This window comes from Denitraticella aggregata, from assembly GCF_048158365.1.
Taxonomy (GTDB): Bacteria; Pseudomonadota; Gammaproteobacteria; order Burkholderiales; family Rhodocyclaceae; genus Azoarcus_F.
The window spans coordinates 141,326-154,336 of record NZ_JBLLNL010000001.1 but is presented as its reverse complement, the minus strand read 5'-3'; the positions used below and the strand labels follow the sequence as shown (position 1 = coordinate 154,336).

At 64.9% G+C, this 13,011-nt stretch carries 14 protein-coding genes; 3 read left to right on the top strand and 11 right to left on the bottom strand.

Going from position 1 to position 13,011, the window contains the following annotated elements; genetic code table 11:
• Positions 1 to 22: 22 nt before the first annotated feature.
• Genes paaI through paaG form a run of 3 tightly spaced genes read right to left on the bottom strand, consistent with a single transcriptional unit; the run spans position 23 to position 2,831 of the window.
• Positions 23 to 487 (bottom strand): hydroxyphenylacetyl-CoA thioesterase PaaI, encoded by a 465-nt coding sequence (paaI, locus tag ACKVEX_RS00765; protein WP_473213763.1) that lies wholly within the window; start codon positions 485 to 487, stop codon positions 23 to 25.
• On the bottom strand, positions 480 to 2,021 hold the full coding sequence (gene paaH, locus ACKVEX_RS00760; RefSeq protein WP_473213762.1) for a 3-hydroxyacyl-CoA dehydrogenase PaaH: 1,542 nt from the start codon (positions 2,019 to 2,021) through the stop codon (positions 480 to 482). The genes paaI and paaH overlap by 8 nt, the downstream gene beginning before the upstream one ends.
• Positions 2,022 to 2,024: 3 nt before the next feature.
• On the bottom strand, positions 2,025 to 2,831 hold the full coding sequence (gene paaG, locus ACKVEX_RS00755) for a 2-(1,2-epoxy-1,2-dihydrophenyl)acetyl-CoA isomerase PaaG (protein ID WP_473213761.1): 807 nt from the start codon (positions 2,829 to 2,831) through the stop codon (positions 2,025 to 2,027).
• A gap of 332 nt (positions 2,832 to 3,163) precedes the next feature.
• On the opposite strand from paaG, the gene paaN reads away from it, so the two are divergent.
• Both paaN and paaY read left to right on the top strand, forming a co-directional pair.
• Positions 3,164 to 4,828, top strand: a complete 1,665-nt coding sequence (gene paaN, locus ACKVEX_RS00750) for a phenylacetic acid degradation protein PaaN (RefSeq protein ID WP_473214270.1) — start codon at positions 3,164 to 3,166, stop codon at positions 4,826 to 4,828.
• Between the two features lie 7 nt (positions 4,829 to 4,835).
• On the top strand, positions 4,836 to 5,447 hold the full coding sequence (gene paaY / locus ACKVEX_RS00745; protein WP_473213760.1) for a phenylacetic acid degradation protein PaaY: 612 nt from the start codon (positions 4,836 to 4,838) through the stop codon (positions 5,445 to 5,447).
• A 152-nt stretch (positions 5,448 to 5,599) separates the two neighbouring features.
• Here the strand turns inward: paaY and ACKVEX_RS00740 are convergent, their stop codons facing one another.
• A complete protein-coding gene (locus ACKVEX_RS00740) occupies positions 5,600 to 6,169 on the bottom strand; it encodes a DUF2780 domain-containing protein (protein ID WP_473213759.1) in 570 nt (189 codons plus the stop codon).
• A gap of 74 nt (positions 6,170 to 6,243) precedes the next feature.
• On the opposite strand from ACKVEX_RS00740, the gene alr reads away from it, so the two are divergent.
• Positions 6,244 to 7,305 (top strand): alanine racemase, encoded by a 1,062-nt coding sequence (alr, locus tag ACKVEX_RS00735; protein ID WP_473213758.1) that lies wholly within the window; start codon positions 6,244 to 6,246, stop codon positions 7,303 to 7,305.
• 15 nt (positions 7,306 to 7,320) lie between these two features.
• Here alr and ccmI read toward each other — a convergent pair whose 3' ends face one another.
• Genes ccmI through ccmC form a run of 7 tightly spaced genes read right to left on the bottom strand, consistent with a single transcriptional unit; the run spans position 7,321 to position 13,011 of the window.
• A complete protein-coding gene (gene ccmI / locus ACKVEX_RS00730) occupies positions 7,321 to 8,571 on the bottom strand; it encodes a c-type cytochrome biogenesis protein CcmI (RefSeq protein ID WP_473213757.1) in 1,251 nt (416 codons plus the stop codon).
• The gene (locus tag ACKVEX_RS00725) at positions 8,568 to 9,086 is read right to left on the bottom strand and encodes a cytochrome c-type biogenesis protein (protein WP_473213756.1); all 519 of its coding nucleotides are present in this window, start codon (positions 9,084 to 9,086) and stop codon (positions 8,568 to 8,570) included. The genes ccmI and ACKVEX_RS00725 overlap by 4 nt, the downstream gene beginning before the upstream one ends.
• Positions 9,076 to 9,609, bottom strand: coding sequence for a DsbE family thiol:disulfide interchange protein (locus tag ACKVEX_RS00720; protein WP_473213755.1), 534 nt, complete (start codon positions 9,607 to 9,609; stop codon positions 9,076 to 9,078). The genes ACKVEX_RS00725 and ACKVEX_RS00720 overlap by 11 nt, the downstream gene beginning before the upstream one ends.
• Before the next feature lie 9 nt (positions 9,610 to 9,618).
• Positions 9,619 to 11,592, bottom strand: a complete 1,974-nt coding sequence (locus tag ACKVEX_RS00715; RefSeq protein WP_473213754.1) for a heme lyase CcmF/NrfE family subunit — start codon at positions 11,590 to 11,592, stop codon at positions 9,619 to 9,621.
• Positions 11,592 to 12,038, bottom strand: a complete 447-nt coding sequence (gene ccmE / locus ACKVEX_RS00710; RefSeq protein ID WP_473213753.1) for a cytochrome c maturation protein CcmE — start codon at positions 12,036 to 12,038, stop codon at positions 11,592 to 11,594. The genes ACKVEX_RS00715 and ccmE overlap by 1 nt, the downstream gene beginning before the upstream one ends.
• A complete protein-coding gene (gene ccmD, locus ACKVEX_RS00705; protein ID WP_473213752.1) occupies positions 12,038 to 12,247 on the bottom strand; it encodes a heme exporter protein CcmD in 210 nt (69 codons plus the stop codon). The genes ccmE and ccmD overlap by 1 nt, the downstream gene beginning before the upstream one ends.
• A complete protein-coding gene (gene ccmC / locus ACKVEX_RS00700) occupies positions 12,247 to 13,011 on the bottom strand; it encodes a heme ABC transporter permease CcmC (RefSeq protein WP_473214269.1) in 765 nt (254 codons plus the stop codon). Before ccmC ends, ccmD begins: the two co-directional genes overlap by 1 nt.

Sequence of the window (13,011 nt, the reverse complement as noted above, 5' to 3'; positions counted from 1 at the left end):
GCTGGTCAAACAGGCCATTGTCCTACAACTCCACCACCGCACGCCCCTTCAGGCGATACGACTTGCCGCGCATCACGGCGACCAGTTCAGCTTTCTGGTTGGTCACGACGATGTCGTAGACGCCGGTCCGGCCCGCCACGAACACTTCCCGCGCCTCGGCCGTCAGCACATCGCCGGGGCGACCCGGTGCCATGAAATCCACGCTGATGCCGGACGCGACGGTCTGCTCGTTGTAGCTGTTGCACGACACCGCGAACGCGGTATCCGCGAGCGTGGTGATCAGCCCGCCATGGCAGATCCGGAAGCCATTGAGCATGTCCTCGCGCACCGTCATCGACACCTTCGCATAGCCGGGGCCCACGGCATCGAAACTGAAGCCCAGACCCCGCGAGGCCTGATCCTTCTCGACCATGTCGTCGCGCACCCGCTCCGACAGCGTCTGAGGGTCCAGACCGGACGTCAGATCACGAAAACCCGCTTCACTCATGAAAGGATGCTCCGCTGATGGATAGTCGCTGCAACAGCGGGGAGACGCGATAACGCTCCTCGCCATAGTGGTCGCGCATGTGTGCGAGCACCGTCACGACGAACGCCGCACCGAGTTCGTCCGCCCAGGCCAGCGGGCCCTTGGGATAATTGGTGCCGAAGCGCATCGCGGTATCGATGTCGGCCGCCGAACCGATGCCGGCGAGCACCGCGTCCGCGCCCTCGTTGGCCAGCATCGCGACGGTACGCAGCGCGACCATGCCCGCGACATCATCGATCCGTCCGATCGCCACGCCGGCCTTCTGCAGCGTGCCGACCGCGGACGCCCACGCGCCGGGCCCGCATTGATCGGCGCGCACCAGCGTCAGCCGCGGGGTCGTGGCGAAGTCCAGACACAGGTCGAACAGGATCAGGTCCGGAACGCCCTCGTCGGCAGCCCGGCGAGTGGCACTGCGACCATCGCTGAGCGCAACGCGCGCGTCGCCGATCTCCAGCCAACCATGCACTGCGCCGGCTGCCGGCCGACTCGCGTCGACGCGTCGAACCGTCATGCCGCCGGCCTCGAGACGCCCGATCAACGCTGCGGCCACACCCAGGTCGCCGACCACCGAAACCACGGCCTCGGCAGGTAAGACGGCCTCGACCCGCGCGGCCGGCCTGTCCGCACCCTCGCGATAATCGTAGAAGCCCCGCCCGCTCTTGCGCCCGAGACGTCCGGCCAGAACCAGTTCCTGCTGGATCAGGCTGGGGGTGAAGCGACGATCGCCGAAATACGCATCAAACACCGACTTGGTGACCGCGAAATTCACGTCGTGCCCGATCAGATCCATCAGTTCGAACGGTCCCATCGGAAAACCGCAGCCCTCACGCAGCGCCGCATCCAGCGTGGCCGGGTCGCCCCCCCCTTCGGCCAGCACCCGTTGCGCCTCGGCGTAGAAGGGTCGTGCGACACGATTGACGATGAAGCCAGGCGTGGACCTGGCATGGACCGCCACCTTGCCCCAGGCCGTGGCGGTGGAATGAAGCGTCTCGGCGATCGACGGATCGGTGGCCAGGCCGGACACGATCTCGACCAGCTTCATGCGCGGCGCCGGGTTGAAGAAATGCATGCCGGCCAATCGCTCGGGACGTGCGAGCGCGGCCCCCATCGCGGTGATCGACAATGACGAAGTATTGGTGGCCAGGATCGCATCTTCGCCGAGCAGGACCTCGAGCTCAATGAAGAGGCTTTGCTTGATGTCCAGGTTCTCGACGATGGCCTCGATCGCGAGCGCGGCACCCCGCGCTTCGGTGAGTGACGTGATGCCGGTGACCCGGTCCAGCGCGGCATCTGCATCGCGCTGCGACATCCTGCCCTTGCCCGCCAGGAAGTTCAGATCCTTCGCGATGCCTGCGAGACCGCGCTCGATCGCGTCGGCCTGCATGTCGAACAGATAGACCCGATGCCCGGCGACCGCCGCGACATGGGCGATGCCACTCCCCATCGCGCCTGCGCCGATGACCAGAACCTCATTGTCGCAAGACAGCGCCGGCATGCGTCAATCTCCCCTGAACTGCGGCGTGCGTTTTGCCATGAAGGCGGCCACGCCTTCGCGATAATCGTTGGAGCGACCGCACACCGTCATCATGTTGCGCTCCAGCTCGAGTTGCTGTTCGAAGTCGTGTGTGGAACTCGCCCAGATGGCTTTCTTGGTCTGCGCGAAGCCGAAGGTCGGACCTTTCGCGAGCTGCGCGGCAAGCTGGGTGACGGTCGGCATCAGCGCGTCGTCGTCCAGGCACTTCCAGATCAGGCCCCATTGCTCGGCCTGCTCGGCCGACAGCTTGTCACCGAGCAGCGCCAGCCCCATCGCACGCGCCGGACCGACCAGACGCGGCAGGATCCAGGATCCGCCCGTGTCGGGAATCAGACCCAGCTTGGAGAAGGACTGGATGAAGCTCGCGGAACGGGCGGCGAACACGAGGTCGCACGCCAGTGCGACATTGGCCCCCGCGCCCGCAGCCACGCCGTTGACCGCCGCGATGACCGGCAACTCCAGCGCACGCAGCGTCATCACCAGCGGCTTGTAGTTCTTCTCGATCGAGGCCCCCAGATCGAGCGGCGCATCGCCCGGTGCGACGGCCCGGTCCGACAGATCCTGTCCCGCACAGAAACCCCGCCCGGCACCGGTCAGGAGCAGCACACGCACCGAACCATCCCGACGACCGGATTTCACCGCGTCCAGGGCCGAACGAACCTCCTCGTGCATGCGGTCGGTAAAACTGTTCAACCTGTCAGGGCGATTCAGCGTCAGCGTCGCGACTGCGTCGACGACCTCGAAGCGGATGGTTTCGAACTCCGTGCTCATGTCTCCTCCGATCAGACCCGGATCCTTGCTCTCGCAGCGAGCGATGGCCGGTAGCACCCTCGGCCGTTGCCACGTTTCCGTGCAAGAATCGCATTCTTTTGTATTTTTTTCCGAGTTCAAGCGCAAGCTTGTCTAGTATGCGCTCACCCGGCAGCCGATTAAACCAGAATTTCCGATGAAAGACATGATGTTTGACCGACCGGTCAATCAATAGTAATCTTGATCCAGATCAAAAAACAAGTGTTTTTTTGTTGACTGCACGCTGCTTGCGACACCCCGGCAGCACTGCGCTGCCGGCGCAAGCGAGACCACCCATGAATTCGGAGGAGACGATGACCCACCCGCTGTTCGAAAAACACCAGACCACCCTGGAATCCGCCATCGATGCGATCCATACGCGCGGCTTCTGGACACGGTTTCCCGAGATGCCCAGCCCCAAGATCTATGGTGAGACGGCCAATGACGATGGCAGGAAGGCGGTCGAAGCCTGCTTCGGTTCGGACTTCACGCTCGACCAACCCGGTCAGACAGGTACCACCGCATCCGAGCGCTCGCCCTACGGCGTCGAACTGGCGGTGCGCTACCCGGTCTGCTCGGTCGACGCGCTGGTCGCCGCCGCGCAGGCGGCCCAACCCGGTTGGCAGCGAATCGGCCCGCAGGGGCGCGTCGGCGTGTGCCTCGAGATCCTCGAGCGCCTCAACAAGCGCAGCTTCGAACTCGCGCATGCGGTGATGCTGACCACGGGTCAGGGCTGGATGATGGCCTTCCAGGCGGGTGGCCCGCATGCTCAGGATCGCGGGCTGGAGGCGGTCGCTTATGCGTGGGACGAGATGAGCCGCGTGCCGGCCGAAGCGATCTGGGAGAAGCCTCAGGGCAAGCTCCCACCGCTGAAGATGAAGAAGCATTTCGAGATCGTCGGGCGCGGCGTCGCGCTGGTCGTCGGCTGCGGCACCTTCCCGACCTGGAACACCTATCCGGGCCTGTTCGCTGCGCTCGCGACCGGCAATCCGGTCATCGTGAAGCCGCACAGCAACGCGGTCCTGCCGGCCGCGATCACCGTCCGGATCATCCGCGAGGTGCTGGCCGAGCAGGGCCTCGACCCGAACCTGGTCAGTCTCGCGGTGCTCGACAAGCGCACCGACACCCAGGCGCTCGCGACGCACCCGGCGGTGAAGTCGATCGACTTCACCGGTGGCAACGTCTTCGGCCAGTGGTTGATCGACAACGCCAGGCAGGCCCAGGTCTATGCCGAACTCGCCGGCGTGAACAACGTCGTCATCGAATCGACCGACAGCTACAAGGCGTTGCTGCGCAACCTCGCGTTCACTCTGTCGCTGTATTCCGGTCAGATGTGCACGACGACGCAGGCGATCATCGTCCCCGCCGACGGCATCGACACCGATCAGGGCCACAAGACCTTCGACGAGGTCGCGTCCGACCTCGCCGCGTCGATCACGAAGTTCCTGTCGGACGAGAACGTCGCCACTGCGGTACTCGGCGCGATCCAGTCGGACGCAACGCTGGATCGGATCGCCGAAGCGGGCGAGTACGGCCGCATCGTGCTGGAATCGAGGAAGATCGCCCACGCCGAGTTCCCGAAGGCCGAAGTCCGCACACCGGTGCTGCTCACCTGCGATGCCGCGGACGAGAAGAGCTACATGGAGGAGCGCTTCGGACCGATCTCCTTCGTCGTCAAGGCAGCGGATGCCAAGGCCGCGATCGCGCTGTCCGAGCGACTGGTCACCGAACACGGCGCCCTGACCGTCGGCATCTACTCGACCAAGGCGGAAGTCATCGACGCAATGACCGAAGCGACCTGGCGTGCAGGCGTGGCGCTGTCGATCAACCTGACCGGCGGCGTGTTCGTCAACCAGTCCACGGCCTTCTCCGACTACCACGGCGTAGGCATGAACCCGGCCGCGAACGCGAGCTACTCGGACGGCGCCTTCGTGGCCAACCGCTTCCGGGTCGTGCAGCGCCGCTATCACGTCGATTGAGCCGGCCATGCCCTGCTACGAAATCGACGGCCGCAAACCCGTCATCGATCCGAGCGCCTTCGTCCACCCGGACGCGGTGCTGATCGGTGACGTCATCATCGGCCCGCGCTGCTATGTCGCACCGCTCGCCAGCCTGCGCGGAGACTTCGGCCGGATCGTGCTCGAGGAGGGCTCGAACGTGCAGGATAGCTGCGTGATGCATGGCTTCCCCGGGACCGACACGGTCGTCGAGGTCGACGGCCATGTCGGACATGGAGCCGTTCTGCATGGCTGCCATGTCGGTCGGAACGCATTGATCGGCATGAACGCGGTCGTCATGGACAACGCGATCGTCGGCGACAGCGCCATGGTCGCCGCCTGCGCCTTCGTCAAGGCCGGCATGGAAGTGCCACCGCGCATGCTCGCTGCCGGCATGCCGGCCAAGATCCTGCGGGAACTGTCGGAGCAGGAACTCACGTGGAAAGTCGACGGCACGCGCTGTTACCACGATCTCACCCTTCGCAACCTGTCGACGCTGAAACCCTGCGAACCATTGACGGAAATCGACGCCGACCGAAAGCGATTCGACTTCCCGGGCGTCATACCGCTGATGGACGTCAAGCGGGCACAGCAGGCCTAGGAGGCTGTCGGACTTGAGCGATCGTCACGAGCCGGGTGGGAAAGCGAGGACAGCTCTGGTCGATTTTGAGGCGCATAGTGGTTCTATGCAACGAAAAATCGGGCAGATATGGACCGCCTGACGCGAACCAAGACCAAGCGGTGCTCGACAGCTCAAGCCATCAATACATCATGGAGCTTCGCGATCTGGTCGCGCGCACCGGTCGGCAGCCTGTCGCGCAGATCGGACAACACCGTTTCGACAAACGGCTTGACCATTGCCGGAGAGATGCCGAGCGACTGAAAATGTCCGCCCAACCGCGCGAATGCATCCAGCTTGCCTCCGGCCACATTCCCGAAAATGCCGTCCAATATGCCCATCGCGCCTTCACTGCGCTCGGGAGACAACTCCATCCACGCCTGGGCATCGGGCAACAGCACGTTGACCGCATCGAACGTCTGGGGCGCGACCTGATCCCGAATGACGAACAGCAACGCTCCCACGCCCCCCTTTGCCTGCCCTTCGTTGACCTTGAGTTCGCTCACAAGCCGTTGAATCAGTTCCATGATCGGTCTCCTCGTCACGTAATTGGTCAGGCATTTACCCGACTCCCTTTTACCATTCTTGCATCTGCTCGACAGTGACGCAACGTCGAGTCTCAGCCGGACCGCCCATTCGCTGAAGAACCGGAAGCGGCCGGGCGGCGCCTCGTCGCGGCTTCCCAGACGACGCGTCAGACGCACACTCGAGTACGTCCAACTGCGGCTTCCCGGTTTATGGCAAAGTAACGCGATCCGACCTACAGGTTTTGCCTCCCATGAGACCCGCCGTCGCCCGCATCGACCTGGCTGCCCTGCGTCACAACTACGCCCTCGCCCGCAAACGCCACGGCGGTCGGGCGCTGGCGGTGATCAAGGCCAATGCGTACGGACATGGCGCCGTACACTGCGCACGCACGCTGATGCCGGACGCCGACGGCTTTGCGGTCGCGATCTTGGAAGAGGCGTTGCAACTGCGGGAAGCCGGAATCGACAAGCCGATTCTGGTGCTCGAGGGCGTGTTCGACGCGGATGAGCTCGCGCTCGCACGGGCGCAGTCGCTGTGGCTGGTGGTGCATCACGAGGCGCAGATCCGCATGATCGAAACCACCGACTTCGGCGGCCAGATCACGGTCTGGCTCAAGCTCAACAGCGGCATGAACCGTGCCGGACTCGAACCGGCCGCAGCGAGTGCCGCCTGGCTACGCCTGAACGCGACCGGCAAGGTGAGCGAGATCGTGCTGATGACCCATCTCGCCCGCGCCGATGAACCCCAGGTCATCATGACGGACGAGCAGCTGGCCACCTTTGATCAGGCCACGCGCGACCTGCCGGGTGCGCGCAGCCTCAGCAACTCGGCCGGCATCCTCGGCTGGCCGGGGGCGCATCGGGATTGGGCGCGCCCGGGCATCCTGCTCTACGGCGCCGACCCGATGCCGGGCGATCCGAACGGTCTGAGGCCGGTGATGACGCTCGAAAGCGCCGTCATGGCGGTGCGCGAGATCCCGACCGGCGCCCCGGTCGGCTATGGGGCCCGCTTCCGCGCAGACCGTCCGACACGGGTCGGACTTGTCGCACTGGGCTATGCGGACGGCTATCCGCGCAGCGCGCCCGACGGCACGCCGGTTGCCGTCGATGGTACCCGCACCCGCCTGATCGGCCGTGTCTCGATGGACATGATGACGATCGACCTGACCGACCTTCCCGACGCGGGCGCCGGCAGCCGCGTCGAACTGTGGGGCAGCAACATCCCGATCAACCGGGTCGCCAGCGGCGCAGGCACGATCGCGTACGAACTGCTGTGCAACGTCAAGCGCGTGCGCTTCGAGTATATGGAATAGGGACGGGTGAGCCGCTTACTCGCGCACCCGATCGATCACGACTTCGACGCCTGCTCCGTCCGTGGCGACCGGCGCGCTTGCGCCCTCGAGGTCTCCTGGGCGCGCGGTCGCGTCGCCCCCGCGTGACAGCCGCGCCGCCACGATCACCTGCTCGGGCAGCGGTGCTTCGCTCATCAGGCGCACGCCGTCGAAATCGAAGCTCAGCGGTAACTCACCCGCGCGAAACCGCAACGCCGCCACCGGAATGCCGCCTCCGACCGGACGCACGAACACGAACACCACCTCATCCGGCTTAACATCGGCTGCGAGTGCAGGCGACAGGCTGACCGTGCCCGTTACGGCAAGACCTGACGACGCCGGCTCAGTGGCGGCAGGCGCAGCAAGTGAGGCTGTGGCGACCGGATCGAGCCGGGGCAAGCCGGCGCGGGAGCGCGCCTCATTCACACTGCTCAGCACGCTCCTGTAGGTGTCGCTCTCCGGGGGTATCTGGTCGAGGATCAAGGTCCATTTGCGCTCGGCTTCGACGTAATCCGCGCGCTGGAAGCTGGCCGTGCCCGACAGGGCGAGCGCCTTGAAATTGTCCGGCTGAAGTTCGAGCGCGCGCGCAATCAACCGGTCGGGTTCACCTGCGAAGTTCCCGTCCTGTGCGCCGACCAGGATATCGGCCCAGTCGGCCAGCACGTCGGCATCGTCCGGCGCCTTGTCGCCGATCCGCCGCCAGGTCGTGGCCGCCCCCTCGAGATCGCCCAGCATCGCGTAGGAGCGGACCAGCATCACCCAGCCCATCGGATCGCTCGGATCGCGTTCCAGCCGGTCGGCAAGCTGGGCAACCAGCCCGACCATCTGATCGGGCGTGATCTGATGCCCCTGGTCCGTGCCTGCCACCTTGTCCGGATCCAGCGCGTCCGGTTCGCCGATGTTGAGATAGGTCAACACCGCCAGCGCGGGAATGACGACCATCAGTCCAACCGCCCACAGCGACGCAGGACGGGCATCCGAACCATCGACGGCCGCACGGCCCTCATTTAGCGCGCGCAGTTCGAGTTCGTCACGCGAGCGCGCATGTTCCGCCTCGGTCAACTTGCCTGCGGCAAGATCCGCCTCGAGTTCGGCGAGCTGCTCGCGCAACACCACCAGCGCGGTGTCGGCCTGACGCTGTCGCGCGGCGTGGGCACGGCGCCGGCGGCCGAAACCCAGCATCGGCGGGATGACAAGCAGCAGCGCACCGGCCACCAGAATGGCGGCCAGAATCGAAAAACCGGTCACGGATGTTGCTCCTCGGAATCAGCAGGTGCGCCCTCGAGCAGGGCGCGGGCGCGCTTGCGCTCGTCATCGGTCAATTGGAGGGGGGCCTCGCGTTCGCGGCTGCGAAGACGCAACACCAACCAGCCCAGCCCACCTACGAGCAAGACGACCGGACCGAGCCACAGCAGCGCGGTGGAGGCCTTGAACGGTGGCTTGTACAGCACGAAATCACCGTAGCGGGACACCATGAAATCGATCACCTGGGATTCGGACTTGCCGGATCCAAGCTGATCGCGCACCTGGGCGCGCAGATCGACCGCCAGTGGCGCACGGGACTCGGCGACCGACTCGTTCTGGCACACGAGACAGCGCAGGTTCCGCGTCAACGCCTGGACCCGTCCCTCGAGTTCGGGATTCTCGGCGACCGGTGTCGCCTCACCCGCTGCGCCGGAAAAGGTCGGCAACAGGAGGGCGAGCACCACCGACAGCACCATCAGCCCGACGTGCAGCGGACCGTAAGCTCGATCAACCCGCACTGGACAGCTCCGAGATCATGGGCATCAACACCTTCTGCAGCGTGTCCCGGTTCATCGGGCCGATGTGCTTGTAGCGGATGATACCGTCCTTGTCGATCAGGAAGGTCTCAGGCGTGCCATAGACACCGTACTCGATGCCGATGCGTCCGTCCGGATCGGTGACGGTGGCGAGATAGGGGTCGCCCTGACCGCGCAGCCAGCCGATCGCGGCGTCGCGCTCATCCTTGTAGTTCAGGCCGATGACCGCCACCCGGCCGGTGCGAGCCAGCTCGACCAGATACGGATGCTCCTGACGGCAGGATACGCACCAGGATGCCCACACGTTCAGCAGCCATACCTGGCCGCGCATGTCGTCCACACCGAACAGCTGATCGGGAGCTTCAAGTCTGGCCAGTTTGAAATCCGGCGCGGGCTTGTCGATCAGTGGCGACGGTACGACCGACGGATTGAGGGTCAGCCCAAACCCCAGGAAACCCGCGAGCGCCAGAAAAATGGCCAGTGGTATCAGAAACTTTGCTTTCATAAGATTTGTTCAACCCACCTGTCGTGCAGCGCCGGCCGGCGCACTGCGCTCGGCCAGCCTGCGATAGCGGCGATCGGACGCGGCGAAGATGCCCCCGAGCCCCATCAGGATGCAGCCCGCCCAGATCCAGCTGATAAACGGCTTGATATAGACATTGACCAGCCAGGTGTCGCTGTCCAGCTGGTCACCGAGCGAAACGTACAGATCACGGAACGGCCCGATGTGCAGGGACACCTGCGTCATCGGCATCGCGCTGGCGACATAGGCACGCTTCTCGGGCGTCATGTGGGTCAGCAGACGATCACCGCGATAAACGTCCATCTGCGCGCGCGCAGCCTCGTAGTTGGAACCCTGCACGGTATCCACGCCGCGGAGGACGAAGGTGTACTTGCCCAGCTGGACTGTCTGCCCGTCGCGCATGCGCACGTCCACATGGGACTCGAGGCTGCCGATCATCGTAACACCGATGATGAAGATGCCGACGCCGAGGTGGGCGAGCCACATGCCCCACCATGCGGTGGTGATGCCGCGCAGGCGCGCAGCGATCGCGGCGCCCGGACGCTCCGCAAGACGCGACCACAGCAACTGCGCGCTGCCGAGCAGCACCCACGCCGCCAGACCCAGGCCCAGCAAGGTGCGCACCGTGACATGGTCGATCGCATAGGCCACCACCACGGCCAGCACCACGCTCGCGATCATCGCCGGGGCAAGCTTGCGCAGCACGCGCGACAGCACGTCGCGCTTCCAGCGGATGAAGGGCGCGATCACCATCAGGATCACCGCCGGCGCCATCAGCGGCACGAAAACAGCCTCGAAATACGGCGGTCCGACCGATATCTTGCCGAGATTCAGCGCGTCCAGGAACAAGGGATAGAGCGTGCCGAGCAGGACCGCAGCGGTGACCACCGCCAGCAGCACATTGTTCGCCAGCAGGCCGGAGTCGCGCGACACCAGATCGAAGCTTCCGCCACCGGCCAGCCGGGGCGCACGCCATGCGAACAGGACCAGCGAAATGCCGATCACGAGCACCAGCAGCGCGAGAATGTAAAGGCCGCGTGCCGGATCGACCGCAAACGCATGGACCGACGTGATCACGCCGGAGCGCACCAGGAAGGTACCGAGCAGCGACAGCGAGAAGGCACCGATCGCTAGCAGGATCGTCCAGCTGCGGAACGCGCCGCGCTTTTCGGTGACTGCCAGCGAATGGATCAGAGCAGTGCCGAGCAGCCAGGGCATGAAGGACGCGTTCTCGACCGGATCCCAGAACCACCAGCCCCCCCAGCCGAGCTCGTAATACGCCCATCCGGAGCCCACTGCGATACCTGCGGTGAGGAACACCCAGGCCACCGTCGTCCACGGGCGCGACCAGCGCGCCCACGCGGCATCGAGTCGACCGGTGAGTAGTGCGGCGATCGCAAACGCGAACGCAACCGAGAATCCGACATAGCCCATGTAGAGCAACGGCGGATGTATGATCATGCCCGGATCCTGCAGCAACGGATTCAGATCACGCCCTTCCGCCACTGCCGGGAGCAGGCGCTCGAACGGGTTGGACGTGAACAGCGTGAACGAGATGAAGCCGGCGCTGATCCAGCCGAGCACGCCGAGCACGCGCGCCAAGAAGGCCTCCGGCAGGTTGCGGCTGAACACGGTCACCGCCACCGTCCACAGGGACAGCGCAGTCGCCCACAGCAGCAGCGAGCCCTCGTGGTTACCCCATACGCCGGTGATCTTGTAGATCAGCGGCGTGGCCGAGTGCGAGTTGGCGGCGGCCAGCCGCACCGAGAAATCGCTGGTGATGAAGGCGTAAGTCAGACATCCGAACGAAATGACCAGGAACACCAGTTGCCCCTGTGCCGCCGGTCGGCCCACCGACATCAGCGCGATCCGGTTGCGATGGGCGCCGATCATCGGCACGATGGCCTGCACCAGCGCCAGCACGAGCGCCAGGATCAGCGCGAAATGACCGAGTTCGGCGACCATCAGTACTGCACCGTCTGGTTGGCCTGGGCAGCCTTGTCGACCGCGTACTGCGCCTCGACCGGCATGTAGTTCTCGTCATGCTTGGCGAGCACTTCGGATGCGACGAAAAGGCCGTTCGCATCGAGCTTGCCCTGTACGACCGCACCCTTGCCTTCCTGGAACATCGCCGGCAGCGTGCCGCGATAGGTGACCGGAATGACCTGCGCCGTATCGGTGATCGCAAAGCGCACCGTGTACCCATCCTCGGCCCGGGCGATCGAACCTTCCTCGACGAGTCCCCCGACACGGAAGGCCCGCTCGACCGGCGCCTTGCCTTCGGCGACCTCGGTGGGCGTGTGAAAGAAGACCAGATTCTGCTGGAAGGCGGACAGTACCAGCGCGACTGCGCCGACCAGCAGGGCAACCGCACTGCCCAACAGGACAAGTCTCTTGCTACGGGGTTTCATCACACCATCTCCTCAGTCATGCGCCTGGCGCCATTCGCCTGCGGAGCCGCACGGCGCAGCTTCAACAGACGGCGCACAGTCTCCTTTCGACGCTGCAACACCAATACAAGTTCCACCGCGATCAGCACTGCAGTCACCAAATAGCTGCCCCAAACGAACGGGGCCGCGCCACCCATATCCCAGAAGGCACTCCAAGACTCCCACTGCATCACGAACGCCCTCCCTGCACCTCGAGTTCGGCGCCCACCCAGTCGGTGTGGCGTTCACGCTCCAGGATCAGGGAACGCACCCGCCAGAAGGCCACCGCAAACGTGTAGGCCCACGCCGCCAGGGCCATGATCAGCATCCCGGCAAGCATCGTCGTTGCCATTGACGGTGCCCGAGTCAGACTGACCGACGCCCCCTGATGCAGCGTGTTCCACCATTGCACCGAGAAATAGATGATCGGGACGTTGATCGCGCCGACCAGCGCGATGATCGCGCCAGCCCGATCGGCGCGGCGCGAATCGTCGATCGCACGGGTCAGCGCGATGAAACCGAGGTACAGGAACAGCAGCAGCAACTGCGAAGTCAGGCGGGCGTCCCATACCCAGTAGGTGCCCCAGGTCGGCTTGCCCCACAGCGCACCGGTCCACAATGCGACGAAACAGAACATCGCGCCGGTCGGCGCCAATGCCTGCGACATCATGAACGACAGTCGCGTATTCATCACCAGACCGACCGCCGACCAGAATGCCATCACCAGATAGATGAACATCGACATCCAGGCGGCCGGCACGTGGATGAAGATCACGCGGTACACCTCGCCCTGCTGGAAATCGGTGGGTGCGACGAAGAAACTTATCCACAGACCGACCGCAGTCAGCGCCGCGGCGACCCATGCGAACCAGGGCGCGAGCCGTCCGGCAAGCGGATAGAAGACCTGCGGCGACGCAAAGCGGAGGAGGCTGCGTCCGCGTTCTGCCTTCTCGAT